The organism is Pseudoalteromonas sp. SR41-8 (assembly GCF_014163915.1).
In the GTDB taxonomy this organism is placed as follows: Bacteria; Pseudomonadota; Gammaproteobacteria; order Enterobacterales; family Alteromonadaceae; genus Pseudoalteromonas; species Pseudoalteromonas rhizosphaerae.
On record NZ_JACJEE010000004.1, the window covers coordinates 75,258 to 93,380 of the forward strand.

Here is an 18,123-nt window from a genome sequence, read left to right on the forward strand (position 1 = left end):
GCCGTTGCCTACGAGGATACTATGTCTAAAATAACCGTTTCTACGCTTAATAAAATGAAAGCAGACCAACAAAAAATCACGGCATTAACGGCCTACGATGCCAGCTTTGCAAAGTTATTTCATGATAACGGCGTAGACGTTATTTTAGTCGGTGATTCGTTAGGCATGGTGTTACAAGGTGGCGACGATACACTGGCTGTCACCAATCAAGATATTGCATATCATACTCGCAGCGTACGCGCCGGGAGCCGTGATTTATTCGTCATTGCAGATATGCCATTTATGACCTACTCAAACCCAGCCGAGAGCTGTAAAAATGCAGCAGAATTAATGCGAGCTGGCGCTAACATGGTCAAACTTGAGGGGGGCGAATGGCTGTATGACTCAGTTGTTGCGCTGACTCAACAAGGTATACCGGTATGTGGACATTTAGGCTTAACACCGCAATCAGTACATGTGTTTGGTGGTTTTAAAATCCAAGGCCGTAGTGAACAACAAGCACAAAAAATGATTAGCGATGCTCAGGCGCTTGCCGCGGCAGGCGCACAAATGCTGGTTCTTGAATGTATTCCATCTGAACTTGCCAAATTAATTACTGACGCGGTTAATATTCCTACCATTGGTATTGGTGCAGGTAATCAAACTGATGGCCAAATTCTAGTCATGCATGACTTAGTTGGCATTTCAGCAGGTTACATCCCTAAATTTTCTAAAAACTTTTTACTCGAAACAGGCAATATGCCGGATGCGGTTAAAAAATATTGTAGCGACGTTAAAAGTGGTGCTTTTCCAAGCACGGAACATGAGTTTAAATAATGCAGTCGATCACTGAAATAAAATCATTACGTAGTCAAATTAAAGCATGGCGCCAAGCAGGGCTTAGTGTAGCACTAGTGCCAACTATGGGTAATCTACATCAAGGGCATTTTTCACTCGTTGAGAAAGCCAAAAACATGGCTGATAAAGTCGTGGTTAGTATTTTTGTAAACCCAATGCAATTTGGTGTCAACGAAGATCTTGATAACTACCCGCGCACCCTCATTGCGGATAAACAAGGACTGGCAGAGCTTGGTACTGATATTGTATTTACCCCAAGTGTGGAAGCCATTTACCCTAACGGTTTAGATGCGCAAAGCTTTGTCGATGTGCCAAATATATCAATGGGTTATTGCGGCGGATCACGTCCAGGTCATTTTCGCGGTGTAGCAACGGTGGTTACTAAATTATTTAACTTAGTACAACCTGACTATGCGTGCTTTGGTGAAAAAGACTATCAACAGTTGCAAGTGATTAAAACCATGGCTCATGACCTGTCAATTCCAGTAGAAATTATTGGCGTTGCAACCAGCCGTGAAGTGTCTGGGTTAGCTATGAGCTCTCGCAATGGCTACTTATCAGAAGCTCAAAAAGAAACAGCGACAGTGCTATTTAAAACCCTTAATTGGAGCGCAGAACAGTTAAACTCGGGGCTGCGTGATTTTGACGACATATGCCGACAAGCAAAGCAGCAACTAGAGCAAGCAGGGCTCAAAATTGACTACTTTGAAATAGCTCAGCGCGATACCTTAAAAAAAGCTACACTCAATGATAGTCAACTAGTGATTTTGGCGGCAGCCTTCTTAGGGCCAGTAAGGCTAATAGACAATCTGCTCGTTGATATTACATAACAATAATTGGGATAAGTATGAATTCATTATTAAAATTATCAAGCATTTCGCTGTGTATAGGCATATTAGCTGGGTGTCAAAACCAAATAGAAAATCCAGAAATGCAGCAATGCGCACAACAGAATTATCAATGTGAAGTGAACTGCGAACAGCAAAGCACCGGCGAAGGCATGGTATATAAAGTATGTAATACTAAATGTATTGAAGCCTATAACCAATGCAAAGCAAATGCCCAAGCATTAGGTAATGTGCAATAACTAATGTTAACTTGCCAATTATCATGATTGGCAAGTTTCCTCCCTCCCAGCGCCTACTTTAGGCAAACTTTCTACATCCAACCATCGTGATTTTTCTGCCATTCACCTTATAGCAAGGTTTACTCTAGTAATATCTACTGACATTAGTAATAAGTAGTCATACATTGCGTGTAATTATTTTCAGTTTATACAAAGAAAGTACACCCTCTACGATACTAGTAAATATAAAGTCATTGAAATATATAAGTTTATTTTAGGTTCGTTTTTTGCAAACTTGAATTCAACTAACTAAAGCATTTTAAAATTAACCAGATAACGGCTAAAGGAAAAAACCTCATGGAAACGATAACGCGGGCAGCTCTGTATCCATCATTTAAAACGAGGGTATTATTAGGTGCATTATTAGCCTTGTGTGCATGTAATGTCAGTGCGGCAGAACAACCAATAACAAAATCTGATGCGGATACTGCTGATGCTGTACCAACTACACAGCCAACTTTGCTTACAATCCCTTCTGAAAAATTATTTGCGGTGGTAACAGCTAGAGCCAAACAACTGGCTGCCAAAGACTACGTAGCAGCTCCCGTAATTGCTGTTGATGCGTTAAATAATATTAATTATCAGGACTATCGAGCGATTCGTTTTCGTCAAGATCATGCGATCTGGAAAGATGAAAGTTTATATGAGGTACAGTTATTCCATCCAGGTTTTCTCTATAAAAACCCTATCGCGATTAACACAGTTGATGCTGATGCAAAGGTAAAAAATCTACCATTTAAAACTGATTACTACCGCTATGATGGCACCGCAGCACCACTTGAGCAGGAAATTACCGCGGCTTTAGGCACCACTCAGTTGGGGCATGCCGGTTTTAGATTACACTTTCCTCTAAACAATAACGACTACAAAGATGAAGTTGCTGTATTTCAAGGCGCTTCATATTTTCGCATAGTGGGCCCTGATCAAGTGTATGGTATTTCAGCACGTGGCCTAGCGATTGATACAGCACTCAGCTCTGGTGAAGAGTTTCCAGTATTTAAAGAGTTTTGGTTAGTTAAGCCAAAACCTGAAGACACACATATTGTGCTATATGCATTACTTGATAGTCCTTCTGTTACTGGCGCATATCGTTTTGAGATCAGTCCATCAACAGCAACTGAAGTAACAACTAAAATGCAAATATTCGCCCGAAAAGATATCAAAAAACTAGGTATAGCACCGCTTACAAGCATGTTTTACCACGGCGAAAATAGCACTAAATTCTTTGATGATTACCGACCAGAAGTACATGACTCTGATGGTTTACTAATGCAATCACAAGACAATAAATGGGTGTGGCGTCCGCTAAATAACCCTAAACAGCTTAGTGTAACGTCATTTGGTTATGACAATCCAAAAGGTTTTGGACTAGCACAGCGCGACCGTGAGTTTAATAACTATCTCGATACTGAGGCACATTATCATGCCCGCCCAAGCCTGTGGATTGAACCACAAGGACAATGGGGAAATGGTCGAGTTGAGTTAGTAGAAATACCGACTGATACCGAGACCAATGACAATATCGTTAGCTATTGGGTACCAGAGCAACCACTTAAAGCAGGTGAAACACTTAGTTTTAGTTATAAATTGTCAACATTTAACGCGGCGCTTGCAAGCCAAGATAAAGCCCGAGTTTTACGCACTCGCATTGGCAGTGCTGCATTACCCGGTGAAGAAAATCCACCACCAAAAAGTCATCGCCAATTTACGGTTGACTTCACTGGTGACAATATTAACAACTTGTCAGCCAAACTAAAATTGCTTGCTAATTTGACCCTAAATTCAGGTGAAATAAGCGATAAAACAGTTCAACAATTACCAAATAATGAAGGATGGCGTGTTGCTTTTAAAGTCGCGCCAGAGGGCGGTAAGCCTGTAGACATGCGCTTATCATTAACACTACGTGACAAAGAAGTTAGCGAGGTATGGAGTTATGTCTGGTATCCAAATGACGTCGAGTAACAGTACAATGCCTTTTAAAAAGACTCGTGTATGGCTTTTTTCACTGTTAGTGTTAGCCATCTCAGCTTATGGTATGTGGATCATGTTTGATATTTTAAATTCAAATGGCATGACCCCGCTTGAGTATGCATTACTTGCGCTGTTTTCAATTACCTTCACTTGGATTGTGACCGCATTTTGCAGTGGCTGTATGGGATTTATTTTACAATTATTTAGAATTGACCCGCTGACACTGACGCGCCAAAAAGCAATCGAAATTGATCAGCAAGCATTGAGTAAAACCAGAACTGCTGTCGTTATGCCTATCTACAATGAAGATACGCAGCGAGTTATCGCAGGTTTTGAAGTGAGCTTACGTTCACTGATAAAAACAGGCCAATTTGCGCATTTTGATTTCTACTTATTAAGTGATACACAAGATAAAGAAATAGCTAACAATGAGCTAAAAGCGTGGCATGCCTTGACCGAACGCCTAGGTGATTTTGCCAAACAAACTTTTTACCGCCGCCGTGAAGATAACAAACACCGTAAAGTAGGTAACTTAACTGACTTTTGCGAGCGTTGGGGCAGTAAATACGAGCACATGATTGTACTTGATGCAGATAGCATCATGACGGGTCAGTGTATGCTTGAGCTCACCAGCAGCATGATCAACAATCCACAAGCTGGGCTTATTCAAACGATTCCGATCCCTGTTAGGCAAGATACCTTCTTTGGTCGCTTTCTACAGTTTGCGTCAGTACTTTATAGTCCAATGCTAGCAACCGGTTCAGCTTTTTGGCAGACTAATCACGCTAATTACTGGGGCCACAATGCCGTCATTCGGGTTAAAGCGTTTATTGATTGCTGCGGTTTACCGGTGCTCAAAGGTAATGCCCCTTTCGGCGGCGAAATTTTAAGTCATGACTTTGTCGAAGCATCATTACTGCATCGTTCTGGCTGGGATGTATTATTACTCAGTGATATACAAGGTAGCTACGAAGAAGTACCGAGTAATATTTTAGATTACGCTATTCGCGACAGGCGTTGGGTGCAAGGCAACATTCAACATTTAGGTTTGTTACCTGCGTCGGGTTTAAAAATAATCAGCAAGCTGCACTTTTTATTAGGTGCAACGGCATATATTTCATCATTAATTTGGTTATCAATGTTAGTGCTAAGTACCATAGATGCGGTCACCCGTGCACTAAACAGTAATGTCTATTTTAATCAGGCGTATCAATTATTTCCGACTTGGCAAATAGCAAAAACAGAATTAATTAACTCGTTGCTTTTTGTCACAATTGTGTTGTTATTATTACCGAAATTAATGGGGATTATTGTCACACTGATCCATCGTAATAAACAATTTGGCGGCTCATTTAAATTAATTTTAGGCTCAATCATTGAAACCGTGTTTGCCATTATTATCGCCCCGCTGATGATGGTTTTTCATAGCTACTTTGTGGTGTGTGTATTTTTAGGTAAAAAAGTAACGTGGGACGCCCAGCCTCGATCAGGCCGCATGGTTCCGTGGCAAGAAGCGATAGGTTACACATTACTATCAACCTTTATCGCCTTAGCTTGGGGCGGTATTGCTTATTACTTTACGCCTGTATTCTTTTGGTGGTTATCGCCGATTTTAGTTGGATTGATCTTAGCAGCCCCAATTGTACGATATTCAAGTAGCATAGGCTTAGGCGTTAAATTACGTAAAATGGGCATATTTATTTGCCCGAGTGAAGTTGATAATAACGACACCCTTGCAGCCTTACGTGTACATGAGCAAGAAATAGCATTACCGAATGATGATGTTGCTAACTTTACAATCCCTACATTGCCGCAAGAGCAATCTAGCGTAATGCCAATTCAGAGCTTTAAGCGCCAAGGTTTAAGTAAACGTAAACGCGTTTTAAATGCCCATCAACAGCTCAAAAAGAAACTATTTAACTAACCTGAACTTAGTTGATATAAAAAAACCGCGCAATTTACATTGCGCGGTTTTTTATTAATTCATAGTTGGCGTTAAGTTTAAAGAAGACCTAGCTTCTTAAGTTCGCCCATTGCCATCTTGCCAGAAAGTGGTACATAACCATCTTTCTCTACAATTTTTTGGCCATCTTGTGATAACACCATTTTTAAGAACTCTGCTTCAATAGGTGCAAGCGGTTTATTCGGGTGTTTATTCACATAAACATATAAAAAGCGCGACAGTGGGTATTTACCTGTTGCTACATTTTCAAGTGTTGCATCAACAAAGTTATCGCCTTTTTTCGCCAGTGGTACAGTACGTACGCCTGATGTTTTATAACCGATACCTGAGTAACCAATTGCATTCACTGATGAAGAAATTGATTGCACTACCGATGCTGAACCTGGTTGCTCGTTCACGTTGTTACGGAAGTCACCTTTACATAGCGCTTTGTTTTTAAAGTATCCGTAAGTACCAGATACAGAATTACGGCCATAAAGCTGAATGTCTTTTGCAGCCCAATTCCCCGTTAAACCTACATCACTCCAACGAGTCACATCTGCATCAGCACCACATTTACGAGTTGAAGAGAAAATCGCATCGATTTGGTCGATACGTAAACCTTCAATTGGATTGTCTTTATGAACAAATACTGCCAATGCATCAATCGCTACACGTACTTCAGTAGGTTTATAACCGTAACGTTTTTCAAACGCTTCGATTTCTTTTGATTTCATTCTGCGGCTCATCGGGCCAAAGTTTGCTGTGCCTTCTGTCAATGCCGGTGGCGCAGTAGATGAACCAGCCGCTTGAATTTGGATGTTCACATTTGGGTAAATACGTTTATATTCTTCAGCCCAAAAGGTCATCATGTTGGCTAAAGTATCAGAGCCCACAGATGAAAAATTACCTGAAATACCACTGGTTTTTTGATACTCAGGAATAGCTGTATCTACTGCCATTGCTTGTGCAGATACAAATGTTGTTACTGCCACACCCATTGCGGCTACTAGGTTTTTAAATCTCATTAGGTTGCTCCGATTTTGTTCGTCTATTTCTTAACTGTCGTCTACTCTAAAGAGAATAGATGACAGTTAGATTACTCTAAAATGACACTTTTATGACTTTGGGCTTTTTGGCTCAATTATTTAATAGCACTGTTTTTTCACGACTAAAAGCAAACGAAAAACATGATCCTTCGCCTAATTTACTTTTAATTATCAATTGGCTATCGTGACGAGTTAATACATGTTTGGTGATGGCTAAACCCAGCCCTGAGCCACCGGTTGTACGACTACGCGCTTTATCAACCCGATAAAAACGCTCAGTTAAACGATTAATATGCTCTGGTGCAATACCATCGCCATTATCAACCACTGAAAAGTACGCTTGATTATCTTTTAGCTGCCAGCTTACGGTTATTTTACCGCCCGCCTTGGTGTAATGAATGGCATTAAACACTAAATTAGAGAAGGCACTGCGCAGCTCCTCTTCAGCGCCTTTTATATCGACGTTAGCATCAATATCAAATATCAACTCATGCCCTTTGTCTTGATTCAATGATTGTGCTTCAGTCCTAATATAGCTAAGTAACTGCGGTACATTGATCGCTTTATCATTATCTTGACGTCGAGCGCCTTCAATACGTGATAACGACAATAGCTGATTTACCAAGCTATCCATGCGTTTACACTGTTCAAGCATAGTACCTTGTGCTTTATTCCACATTGCCGGTGGTGGCACCATATCGCCATCAAACATTTCTAAGTAACCTGTAACAACGGTTAATGGCGTACGTAGCTCATGAGATACATTGGCCACAAAGTCTTTGCGCATTTGCTCAAGTTGCTTCAGTCGCGTGACATCACGCACAACAACCATTAATTGTGAGCTGGCATATGGCATTACCCGAAACTCTAAAACTTGCTCAACACTGTGACCACTTTCAAGTTCTAATGCTTCATCAAACAATTCCGTTTGCATGTATTTCGCAAATTTAGGATCGCGAATAAGGTTGTCAAGCCGTTGACCATGATCCGCTGGCCACTGTAATCCAAGCACTTTTAAAGCTAGTTGATTACACCAAACAATACTTAAATCACGTTGTAGAACAATAACCGCATCAGGCACTGCTTCTGCGCCATCGCGAAAACGACGGATCAAATCAGCTAATTCATTACGTTTTTTACGGTTGCGATGTTGTAAATGGTAGATCCCTTCAAATACTTGCTCCCATGCCCCCTCGCCTTCAGGTGGATTAAAACTACGTTGATTCAATAGCCAATCACTGAGCCGATAGAGTTGATGATAATGCCAAACAAGCAGTGAAAAAGATCCTAAAAATAAAAGCAAAAATGGCGCACCAATAAGCACGCCAATTAATAATAAAGGTAGGAAATAGATAAACAGACGCTTTGCTAACGCCTGCTTATTAACAACTCGATACATACACTCACTTTACCTTAGAGTAAGTAAATTTAAGCCAAAATTAGTTATTGGCTTGGTCATCTCCATGACTCTTATAATTTACTGGAAAAACGATAGCCTGCACCACGTACAGTTTGTACTAAACGGTCATGACCAAGCGGTGCAATCGCTTTGCGTAAGCGACGAATATGCACGTCTACGGTTCTATCTTCAACATAGACATTAGTCCCCCATACGTTATCTAGTAGCTGTTCACGGCTATAAACACGTTCAGGATGAGTCATAAAGAAATGCAATAAGCGAAATTCTGTCGGTCCCATATCCAACTCGCTACCTTCAGAGGTAACACGGTGTGAAATAGGATCAAGACGTAAACCATGTACATCAATCGCTTCTTCCAATGAAGTAGGCGACACACGACGAATAACGGCTTTAATACGCGCCATTAATTCTTTTGGTGAAAATGGTTTAGTAACATAATCATCAGCACCGACTTCAAGACCGCGAACTTTATCTTCTTCTTCGCCGCGAGCAGTCAGCATAATAATAGGAATTTGGCGAGTATATTCACTTTGCTTAAACTTTTTAGCAATTTGAATTCCACTACCACCTGGTAGCATCCAATCTAATAACACCATATCTGGATAAGGCTCTACCATCGCTGCAATGGCTGAATCGTAATCTTCCGCTTCAATTGCTTGAAAACCATTTTGCTCTAATACAAAAACCAGCATCTCTCTGATCGGTGCTTCGTCATCGACGACAAGTACTTTACGTGACATTCCAATTTATCTCTTTCGTTATCGAACTAGTTTTCATTATTATGACTAAGTATGACATTTTTATGAAAGTGTAACGCGTAAATCGAAATGCGGGGTAAAAAATGCAAAATAAACCCGTTTAAGGTACAAAATTAGCATACATTATCAAATTTCACATTTAAAAATCATACTTTATAATTGCTACATTACTACTTTGTATTAAATTCCCCTTTCAATAATCAACTATACAGTATCACGATGTAAGCCACGAAAGCATCTTCACACTCTAACTCAATTAAAACGCCTATTAACATCGGCGATCATTAACAGAGATCAAAATCCTACCAAGTTTCATTTCAGGGATCATTCGTTTACCAACCGAGTTAGATCTGGGATCAGTGTTTTACCTAGCCAAAGCCATAAGTTGTTGATCATTTATACAACAAAGCTTTGAAATGGCTATTTTTATAACAAAACCTCTGCCAATCAAGCTGATCCTTAGTAAAAATCTGATCCCAACAAAGCACAGTTAGTAAAGCAATGATCCCAAAGCCCCTGCTTGGTAAAATAATGATCTTTTACGATCAGGCATAAAAAAGCCAGTAGCTTTAACACTACTGGCTGTTTTATAACTTAATAAATTAAATTATTTAATTTTCGGATCTAATTCACCCGTTAAATATTTAAGGTGCATCTCATCAAGTGAGATTGGTTTGATCTTACCTGCTTGACCCGCTGTACCAAATGACTCATAACGTGCAACACAGATCTCAGTCATTGCTTTTGTCGCTTCAGCTAAATACTTACGTGGATCAAAGTTTGCTGGATTAAGCGCAAGATGGCGACGAATAGCCCCTGTAGATGCTAATCGTAAGTCTGTATCGATATTTACTTTACGCACACCAAACTTAATTCCCTCAACGATCTGCTCAACTGGCACACCATAGGTTTCTGGGATCTCACCACCATATTGGTTGATGATCTCAAGCCATTCTTGCGGCACTGATGACGAACCGTGCATAACTAAGTGAGTGTTAGGAATACGTGCGTGGATCGCTTTAATACGATCAATCGCCAAAATATCATCCGTTGGCGGACGTGTAAATTTATACGCGCCGTGTGAAGTACCACACGCAATCGCTAAGGCATCAACATGGGTTTTACTTACAAAATCGGCCGCTTCTTCTGGATCGGTTAGCATTTGGTCTGTGGTTAGTTTACCTTCAGCACCAACGCCATCTTCTTCGCCAGCTTCGCCAGTTTCAAGTGAGCCTAGCACACCTAACTCGCCTTCAACAGACACACCACAAGAGTGTGCAAGTTCAACAGTTTTACGCGTTACATCAACGTTATACTCATATGATGATGGTGTTTTACCATCGCTCATTAACGAGCCATCCATCATCACTGATGAAAAACCTAATTGAATTGAACGTTGGCAAACGCCAGGTGAGGTACCGTGATCTTGATGCATTACCACTGGAATATGTGGCCACTCTTCAATCGCAGCTAAAATCATATGACGTATAAATGGGGCACCAGCATAGGCACGAGCGCCAGCTGAACCTTGTACAATTACTGGGCTGTTAGTTTTGTCAGCCGCCATCATAATAGCGCGGATCTGCTCTTGGTTATTAACGTTAAATGCTGGTACGCCATAACCATGTTCAGCTGCATGATCAAGAAGTTGTCGCATACTGATTAAAGCCATTTGGTATTCTCCAAATTGTCGATAGCTGCGCACGCGCAAAACTACCTAGTTCGAACGGAATAGTTGAGTTCGGTGCAATCACTGCACCTCGATAGTATTGGCTCTTGCCAAATTTACCGTCATACAAAACCAGCTATTAAATAAGGGTGAGAGGTATTTAATATCTGATCATTCTCAGTGTAGTTAGCAGCCTAAACTAACAATTGCTAACTACATTGAGTAAACGCTAATTACTTAGCGCGTTGTTCAAGCATAGCAACTGCTGGTAATTTTTTCCCTTCTAAAAACTCAAGGAAAGCACCACCGCCAGTTGAAATATACGAAATTTTATCGGCAATGCCGTATTTATCAATCGCTGCTAACGTATCACCGCCACCAGCTATTGAGAACGCATTTGAATTAGCGATTGCTTGAGCAATAGCACGGGTGCCATTACCAAACTGGTCAAATTCAAATACACCTACTGGACCATTCCATACAACAGTACCTGCATTAGCAATAATTTTTGCAAGTTTGCTCGCTGTATCTGGGCCAATATCAAAAATCATATCTGTGTCTGTTACTTCGCTAACATCTTTTAATGTTGCAACGGCTGATTCTGAAAACTCATTGCCAACAACCACATCAGTAGGTACTGGTATTTCACCATTATTACTTTTAGCAGCCGCACTTAGCTTATTTGCTTCATCAATTAGGTCAGCTTCGTATAATGACTTACCAACCGGGTAGCCTGCCGCAGCAATAAAGGTATTTGCAATACCGCCACCAGTGACTAATTGATCAACAATCGTTGAAAGTGAATCAAGTACTGTTAGTTTAGTTGATACTTTAGAGCCGCCCACAATCGCCACTAATGGACGAGCGGGGTTATCAAGTGCTTTACCTAATGCCTCTAATTCAGCCGCCAATAGTGGGCCTGCACAAGCAACATCTGCAAATAAACCAACGCCATGGGTAGACGCTTGAGCACGATGGGCGGTACCAAATGCATCCATTACATACACATCACATAATGCAGCAAGCTTTTTAGATAACGCTTCGTCATCTTTGCTTTCGCCAACATTAAAGCGTACGTTTTCAAAAACGACCACTTCATTATCAGCAATTTCAACGCCATTTAAGTAATCTTTTTCAAGACGTACATTTTGCTCAAGTGCTTCATTAAGGTAATCAACAACTGGCGCTAAAGAAAACGCTTCATCATATTCCCCTTCCGTAGGGCGGCCTAGGTGTGACATAACCATTACTTTAGCGCCTTTTTCAAGGGCTAATTTAATACTCGGTAATGCAGCACGAATACGTGCATCTGAGGTCACTTTACCTGCTTTTACTGGTACATTTAAATCTTCACGAATTAACACGCGTTTGCCGTTTAAATCTAAATCCGCCATATTTATGACCGACATGGACTTCTCCTTAGTTAACGATACTGACTTGAAATATATAGGTTTTATTTTTAGGTTTGAACTTTTATATTAATTACTTGCTGCCATCATCACTCGTGCTGTATCGAGCATTCTATTAGCAAACCCCCACTCATTATCACACCACACTAACAACTTTATCAGTCGTTTATGACTGACTCGTGTCTGTGTGCCATCTATAATACAAGAATGTGGGTCATGATTAAAATCAACCGAGACCAATGGCTCTTCGGTATAACTTAAAATACCTTCTAGGCGGTCTCTCGCTGCTGCTTTTAATACCTTATTTACCGCTTTTAAATCAACATCGGCGTTGACAGTCACACTCAAATCCATCGCAGTAACATTGATAGTAGGTACTCGCACCGAAATAGCTTCAAAGCGGCCATGGAACTTAGGTAAAATACGCTCAATACCGCGAGCTAATTTAGTATCAACGGGAATAATCGACTGACTCGCAGCGCGGGTACGACGTAAATCATGATGATAAGCATCAATTACTTGCTGATCATTCATCGACGCATGAATAGTCGTAATCGCCCCTGATTCTATACCAAAGGCATCATCAAGTACTTTAATCACCGGTACTATACAGTTTGTGGTACATGATCCATTAGAGACAATCGTATGCTCAGCGAGTAGTTCATCATCATTGATACCATAAACAATAGTGGCATCAACATCAGCATCTGCGGGCTGAGAAAATAAGACTTTCTTTGCGCCAGCATCAAGATGTAATTGCGCATGTTCACGAGAGTGATACACACCAGTACATTCTAAAACCACATCAACATCAAGTAACTGCCAAGGTAATTCACGCGGGTTTTGTTCTGCAAATAAAGCAATTGTATCGCCCGCTACCGATAAGGTGTCTTCACCTAAAGTAACTGGAAACGCAAAACGGCCATGAGACGTATCATATTTAAGAAGATGAGCGATCCCTTGAGGATCAGCAAGTTCATTAATCGCAACAATTTTGATCTCGTCGCTTAAGCCCGATTCATAAAGAGCGCGAACAATATTTCGACCAATTCGACCAAAACCATTGATTGCAAGTTTGATTGCCATGAAGAAGAAAATCCACTCTAGTTGCTTGCAGATAAAGGCAACCTGCCTTTTAGATGCGCGTATTGTAATCGACCTTTGTCTTGATTATAAGAGGGAAAGTTAAATAAATGTTTTAAGCCCGCTTTTGATGCTGCAATTTTGGTAATCGACCTTTGTCTTGATTATAAGAGGGAAAGTTAAATAAATGTGTTAAGCCCGCTTTTGATGCTGCAATTTTGGTAATCGACCTTTAATCTGAATATAAAAGACAAGATTAAATAAATGTTTACTCCCTCTCCTTTCTTCCTGATATCTACTCATAACATAGAATAAAACAGCGCTTATAGGTTCATTTTCACGAGTGAATTTTAGTCAATTTATGCTATTTAGGTTTATTATTATTGAATTATTTTATAATAGCGTTACTTTATTCAAGACAACGAACACTATTCAATCAAAAAACAATTGATGAAACTAAAAGATCATTAATCTAAACATTAGGTTAGAAATAAAATGACAACACACACAAAAATCTTAATTGCAGATGATCACCCGCTGTTTCGACAAGCACTATTACTTATGCTGGAATCAAGCTTTAATAATGCTTGCCTACTTGAAGCCGAAACAATTCCCGAATTAGAGCACAAATTAGCAAACACCACAGATGTTGATCTGATCTTACTCGATCTTGATATTCCGGGTGCACAGGGTTTTAATACGCTGAGTAATATACGTGAGCTGTATCCTGAAATAGGGGTGATTGTAGTATCAGGTTTTGAAGAGCCTGATACCATACGCAAAGCGATGAGCCTGGGTGCAGCAGGCTTTATACCTAAATCAACTCCCGTCCCTGAGATGATAAAAGCAATAGAAGATGTGCTACAAGGCAAACTATGGACACCCACCGATGATCACAATAAAAATACGCCAGAGCAACAGCAAGCAGAAAAGTTAGCAACATTAACGCCCCAACAGCATAAAATATTACACATGTTTGCCGATGGTTTGTTAAATAAACAAATCGCCTACGAACTTAGCTTGTCTGAATCTACAATCAAAAGCCATGCCAGCACAATATACTTAAAACTTGGGGTAAAAAGTCGTACTCAAGCCGTGATTTTATTAAACGAGCAGCAACTGGCACAAGCATCACTTTCACCTTTTCATCGCCATTAACTATTATAATTTTTTTCTAGCTGTTTAGTTAATAAAGCACTCATCAACGCCCGTAATGCGACGGGCTTGATGATTTTCCGCAAATAGCCAATATCGGCTTGCTTTGCCTGTACTTGCACTAACTCATCAGTTGTTGCGGTAATTAAAATCGCAGGTAATGGATACTGGCTGATTGCTCGAATACGCTTGATTAATTCAATGCCATTACAGGCATCAAGATGCTCCGAGTGAGGCTTTTGCTCCTGTCGCTCAGAGTAGTCTACTGTTACAATATGCAAAGGGTTAGCGGGGAACATTGGTTCAGCACTAAGTTGATAATCAACTAAGAGAATATCAATTTCATCTTCATGTGTTTTATAAAGTGCAGACGCCTCGGCTGCGGTTGTCGCGGTAAATACACGACATTTCCAGGCTGTTAAAAGCTCGGTCATACCTGCAATAACATCTTTTTCGTTATCAATACATAGCACCCCAACTCCTTGCAAAGTCATATTCTTAGGGGCAAGTGTCGGCTTTGTTTGCTGTACACGGTTTACAATCGGTACTTCAACGCTAAACAAGCAGCCATGCTCAGGCTCTGATACCAAGCCAACCTTATGCTCAAGAATATTAGCCAGGCTTTGTGCAATATTTAAACCCAACCCCAAGCCTTTAGGGCCAATCAATTGCGTCGATAATTGTGTAAATTGTTCAAATACTTCTTGCTGCTTATCTTCGGGGATGCCAGGTCCGTTATCAATCACTTGAATACTTAAGTAATTGCCCTTACGACGACAACCCAGCAATACTTTACCTTTATTTGCATAGCGAAATGCATTACTTAAAAAGTTTTGCACAATCCGCGTTAGCAAAGTTAGATCTGTGCGGATAAATAATTGACTTGAGTGACAGCGAAAATCAATTTGATAATCTTTACTCAAGGCAGAAAACTCCGAATGCAACATACTAAATACCCGCTCCAGTGCAATGTCATTGAAAACAGGGATGATATTGCCACTTTCAATCCGCGCAATTTCATTTAAATCAAGTAATAGGTTATTTGCTATCTCTAACGAATTATCAATTTTCTTAATTTGCTCACGCTCTTGTATTGACACTCTAGGGCTCAAACAAACCGCAGAAGAAAACAACCTAGCAGCCGACAATGGTTGCAAAAGATCATGACTACAGGCTCTTAAATATTGACTCTTTTTCAAATGAGCCTGCTCTGCTTTTAACCTTGCATCAGCGAGTTCTCGATTGGCTTTTTCAAGCTCTAAGTTTGCTAGTTCTAATTCTGTCGTGCGCGCAAGAACACGACTTTCAAGATCGGTATTTTCTTCTTTTAAATAATTTTCTGCTCGGCGAAACTCCGTAATATCTGAGAAAATCATCACAAATCCTCCACCAGGTATTGGGTTCCCTTCAATTAACAGCACCTTACCATTGGCTAACTTTCGCTCTGATTTATGCTTACTACCGGCTTTTAAGTACTCAAGACGTTTATTAACCTGCCCCTCAATATTATGTATATAGCGATTTTGATTGCTAAGGTTGAAGCGGATCAACTGGCTAATTGGGCAACCAATATAGATTAAATTTTTAGGGTAATTAAAAATATCTAGATACTGCTTATTCCATGCTACTAAATTCAAATTAGCATCTATCACAGAGATCCCTTCACTGGTATTTTCAATCGCTCCTTGCAATACTGAACGACTAAATTCAAGTTGTTGAGTAGAGTTATCCTCAACAATTTTAGCAACTTGATCAAATGCGATATCACGACCAGCCAAAGCAAAAGAAATCACCAATTTGGCTGATGCCGAGCCCATTACACTCGCTAATGTCTGCTCTGCATGCAGTAATAAAGCCTCATTATAGGTTTTATGCTTTTTAATTTTATTTGATTGATTAAATTCAGCAAAGCACTCGGCTGCTTTGTCTTGACCAATAAAGCGAGCAATTAACAGCTCGAGTTCCTGACGATCTATTTTTGGTTGTTTAGGCAGATGTGAATCTTGTTTATTATCGGTTTCATAGAAATATTTACTCTGCATTTCTTCGCGAATATTTTGCCGAGTAAGCTGTGAAACAATAAACAGCACAATAAGGTTAATAGCCAAGCCAAACAAGGTAGCCACCGTTGTAGCAGGCCAATTTGTATTGCTTAACGGGTGTGCATAAAACCCAAGCTGTGGTAATAAATTAAACAGTGCCCAAATAGAGAAACCACAAAACATGCCCCAAAAAACGCCCTTTTGAGTCGCTCTTCGCCAAAAAAAAGCAGCAACCAATGCAGGCCCTATTTGCGCAATCGCGCCAAACGCAACCTCACCAAGTGATGCCAGCGTATCAGGTGGAGAAACTAATAACATACAATAACTAAGCGCAATAACTACAACGACTAAGATTTTACGGATCAATAATAATCGGGATTGAAAGTGTAAAAAGTCATGGTGCTTACGAGGCGCTAATTTAAAAATTAACGGAAAAACAATTTCGTTACTGAGCATAGTACTCAATGCAATGGTCGATACAATCACCATTGAACTTGCCGCAGAAACCGCCCCTAAAAACGCAAATAACGACAGCCACTGTTGGCCGTTGTAGGCGGGCAAAAATAAAACATAAGCATCAGGGTCTAAAGACTGGCCATAATTTAATGTGCCAGCAAGGCCTATGGGACCTGCAAAAAAAGCGAATACCAAAATATAAAGAGGTAATAACCAGCGCGCTAAATTACTGGTTTTTTGTTCTTTAATCTCAACAAACATAACTTGAAATTGCCTTGGTAAACATAAAAAAGCCGACATAACGATGATCAATAAACCCACCATACCTACTAGGTTATAGCTTTCAAACTGCTGCGATAAGGACACGTAATCTTGTGACTTTTGCCAAATATCAGCGGGGGAATCATAAATAACAAATGATACAAATAAGCCAACAAGTAAAAAAGCGATCAGTTTAACTAACGATTCAAAGGCAATCGCTATCATGACGCCGGGATGACGCTCTGTTACATCGATAGTTCGAATGCCAAAGATAATGGTGAATCCAGCTAAAATCAGGCTAACGATTAAACCTAATTGCCAAATCGGAAAATCTTGGCTTTGCTGTAAAATTTTATAAGAGTAAACAATCGCTTTAAGCTGCAAAGCAATATAAGGCAAGGTGCCAATCATGGCCACTAACGTTACCAACAAGGCTAAGCTTTGTGATTTACCAAACCGAGCCGAAAGTAAATCAGCAATGGAAGTACTTTTGAGTTTGAGGCAGGTTTTTATGATCCGCTGAATAAAAGGCCAAGCAAATATAAATAATAAAATAGGGGCTAAATAAACCGAAATATAAGAAAAAGAGCTATTTGCCGCCTGCGCTGAAGTACCTAGAAACCCCCAAGACGTACAGTAAACCCCTAATGATAAGGCATAAATAATAGCATGCTGTTTGGCAACTAGCTTATGTCGATACTTGCCCCCAAGGTGGGCAATTAGAAATAACAAACTAATGTAACCAATACTTACACTAACCAACAACCAATTAGAAAACATCGCGCTCTTCTTTGTATCAAATTGTATTTATTATTATTTTCAATGCTTACTTTGCCCGTAAAACACAGCATATAACATTGGACTAAAGGACTAAGCGCAAGGTACTAGCCCTTATTTACAATTGTTGATTTTTTCGACTCACCTAGTATGAATCACACATAATAA

General features: G+C 40.1%; 13 protein-coding genes. 6 read left to right on the forward strand and 7 right to left on the reverse strand.

From position 1 onward, the window contains the following. Positions 1–21: 21 nt before the first annotated feature. The 5 genes from panB to mdoH all read left to right on the forward strand — a co-directional run bounded on the left by panB (position 22) and on the right by mdoH (position 5,858). Entirely contained in the window at positions 22–816 is a 795-nt protein-coding gene (panB, locus tag H5162_RS04430; RefSeq protein WP_145235375.1) for a 3-methyl-2-oxobutanoate hydroxymethyltransferase, read from the forward strand. Continuing rightward, a complete protein-coding gene (gene panC, locus H5162_RS04435; protein ID WP_145235373.1) occupies positions 816–1,667 on the forward strand; it encodes a pantoate--beta-alanine ligase in 852 nt (283 codons plus the stop codon). The genes panB and panC overlap by 1 nt, the downstream gene beginning before the upstream one ends. A gap of 17 nt (positions 1,668–1,684) precedes the next feature. After that, positions 1,685–1,924, forward strand: a complete 240-nt coding sequence (locus H5162_RS04440) for a hypothetical protein (RefSeq protein ID WP_145235371.1) — start codon at positions 1,685–1,687, stop codon at positions 1,922–1,924. A 336-nt stretch (positions 1,925–2,260) separates the two neighbouring features. Continuing rightward, positions 2,261–3,925, forward strand: coding sequence for a glucan biosynthesis protein (locus H5162_RS04445; protein ID WP_257325401.1), 1,665 nt, complete (start codon positions 2,261–2,263; stop codon positions 3,923–3,925). Beyond that, complete coding sequence (gene mdoH, locus H5162_RS04450) at positions 3,897–5,858, forward strand: glucans biosynthesis glucosyltransferase MdoH (RefSeq protein ID WP_182777794.1); 1,962 nt, start codon at positions 3,897–3,899, stop codon at positions 5,856–5,858. Before H5162_RS04445 ends, mdoH begins: the two co-directional genes overlap by 29 nt. Before the next feature lie 77 nt (positions 5,859–5,935). Here the strand turns inward: mdoH and H5162_RS04455 are convergent, their stop codons facing one another. From H5162_RS04455 to epd, 6 genes are all read right to left on the reverse strand, one after another. Next, entirely contained in the window at positions 5,936–6,904 is a 969-nt protein-coding gene (locus H5162_RS04455; RefSeq protein WP_182777796.1) for a PstS family phosphate ABC transporter substrate-binding protein, read from the reverse strand. Positions 6,905–7,016: 112 nt separating this feature from the next. Beyond that, on the reverse strand, positions 7,017–8,324 hold the full coding sequence (phoR, locus tag H5162_RS04460; RefSeq protein ID WP_149982118.1) for a phosphate regulon sensor histidine kinase PhoR: 1,308 nt from the start codon (positions 8,322–8,324) through the stop codon (positions 7,017–7,019). 71 nt (positions 8,325–8,395) lie between these two features. Next, positions 8,396–9,085 carry a phosphate regulon transcriptional regulator PhoB gene (gene phoB / locus H5162_RS04465; RefSeq protein ID WP_145235364.1) on the reverse strand — a complete coding sequence of 230 codons (690 nt, stop codon included), beginning with the start codon at positions 9,083–9,085 and terminating at the stop codon, positions 8,396–8,398. Positions 9,086–9,710: 625 nt separating this feature from the next. Continuing rightward, entirely contained in the window at positions 9,711–10,775 is a 1,065-nt protein-coding gene (gene fba, locus H5162_RS04470) for a class II fructose-bisphosphate aldolase (RefSeq protein WP_145235361.1), read from the reverse strand. Positions 10,776–11,005: 230 nt separating this feature from the next. After that, a complete protein-coding gene (locus H5162_RS04475) occupies positions 11,006–12,181 on the reverse strand; it encodes a phosphoglycerate kinase (RefSeq protein ID WP_145235359.1) in 1,176 nt (391 codons plus the stop codon). A gap of 69 nt (positions 12,182–12,250) precedes the next feature. Beyond that, a complete protein-coding gene (gene epd, locus H5162_RS04480) occupies positions 12,251–13,267 on the reverse strand; it encodes an erythrose-4-phosphate dehydrogenase (RefSeq protein WP_145235357.1) in 1,017 nt (338 codons plus the stop codon). Positions 13,268–13,759: 492 nt separating this feature from the next. On the opposite strand from epd, the gene H5162_RS04485 reads away from it, so the two are divergent. After that, entirely contained in the window at positions 13,760–14,422 is a 663-nt protein-coding gene (locus tag H5162_RS04485; RefSeq protein ID WP_145235355.1) for a response regulator transcription factor, read from the forward strand. Here the strand turns inward: H5162_RS04485 and H5162_RS04490 are convergent. Continuing rightward, positions 14,419–17,958, reverse strand: coding sequence for a PAS-domain containing protein (locus H5162_RS04490; RefSeq protein WP_182735821.1), 3,540 nt, complete (start codon positions 17,956–17,958; stop codon positions 14,419–14,421). The genes H5162_RS04485 and H5162_RS04490 overlap by 4 nt on opposite strands. Between the last annotated feature and the right edge of the window lie 165 nt (positions 17,959–18,123).

Coding starts and splice junctions, on each gene's coding strand:
- panB (WP_145235375.1), top strand. CDS start 22: ATGTCTAAAATAACCGTTTCTACGCTTAATAAAATGAAAGCAGACCAA.
- panC (WP_145235373.1), top strand. CDS start 816: ATGCAGTCGATCACTGAAATAAAATCATTACGTAGTCAAATTAAAGCA.
- H5162_RS04440 (WP_145235371.1), top strand. CDS start 1,685: ATGAATTCATTATTAAAATTATCAAGCATTTCGCTGTGTATAGGCATA.
- H5162_RS04445 (WP_257325401.1), top strand. CDS start 2,261: ATGGAAACGATAACGCGGGCAGCTCTGTATCCATCATTTAAAACGAGG.
- mdoH (WP_182777794.1), top strand. CDS start 3,897: ATGTCTGGTATCCAAATGACGTCGAGTAACAGTACAATGCCTTTTAAA.
- H5162_RS04455 (WP_182777796.1), bottom strand. CDS start 6,904: ATGAGATTTAAAAACCTAGTAGCCGCAATGGGTGTGGCAGTAACAACA.
- phoR (WP_149982118.1), bottom strand. CDS start 8,324: ATGTATCGAGTTGTTAATAAGCAGGCGTTAGCAAAGCGTCTGTTTATC.
- phoB (WP_145235364.1), bottom strand. CDS start 9,085: ATGTCACGTAAAGTACTTGTCGTCGATGACGAAGCACCGATCAGAGAG.
- fba (WP_145235361.1), bottom strand. CDS start 10,775: ATGGCTTTAATCAGTATGCGACAACTTCTTGATCATGCAGCTGAACAT.
- H5162_RS04475 (WP_145235359.1), bottom strand. CDS start 12,181: ATGTCGGTCATAAATATGGCGGATTTAGATTTAAACGGCAAACGCGTG.
- epd (WP_145235357.1), bottom strand. CDS start 13,267: ATGGCAATCAAACTTGCAATCAATGGTTTTGGTCGAATTGGTCGAAAT.
- H5162_RS04485 (WP_145235355.1), top strand. CDS start 13,760: ATGACAACACACACAAAAATCTTAATTGCAGATGATCACCCGCTGTTT.
- H5162_RS04490 (WP_182735821.1), bottom strand. CDS start 17,958: ATGTTTTCTAATTGGTTGTTGGTTAGTGTAAGTATTGGTTACATTAGT.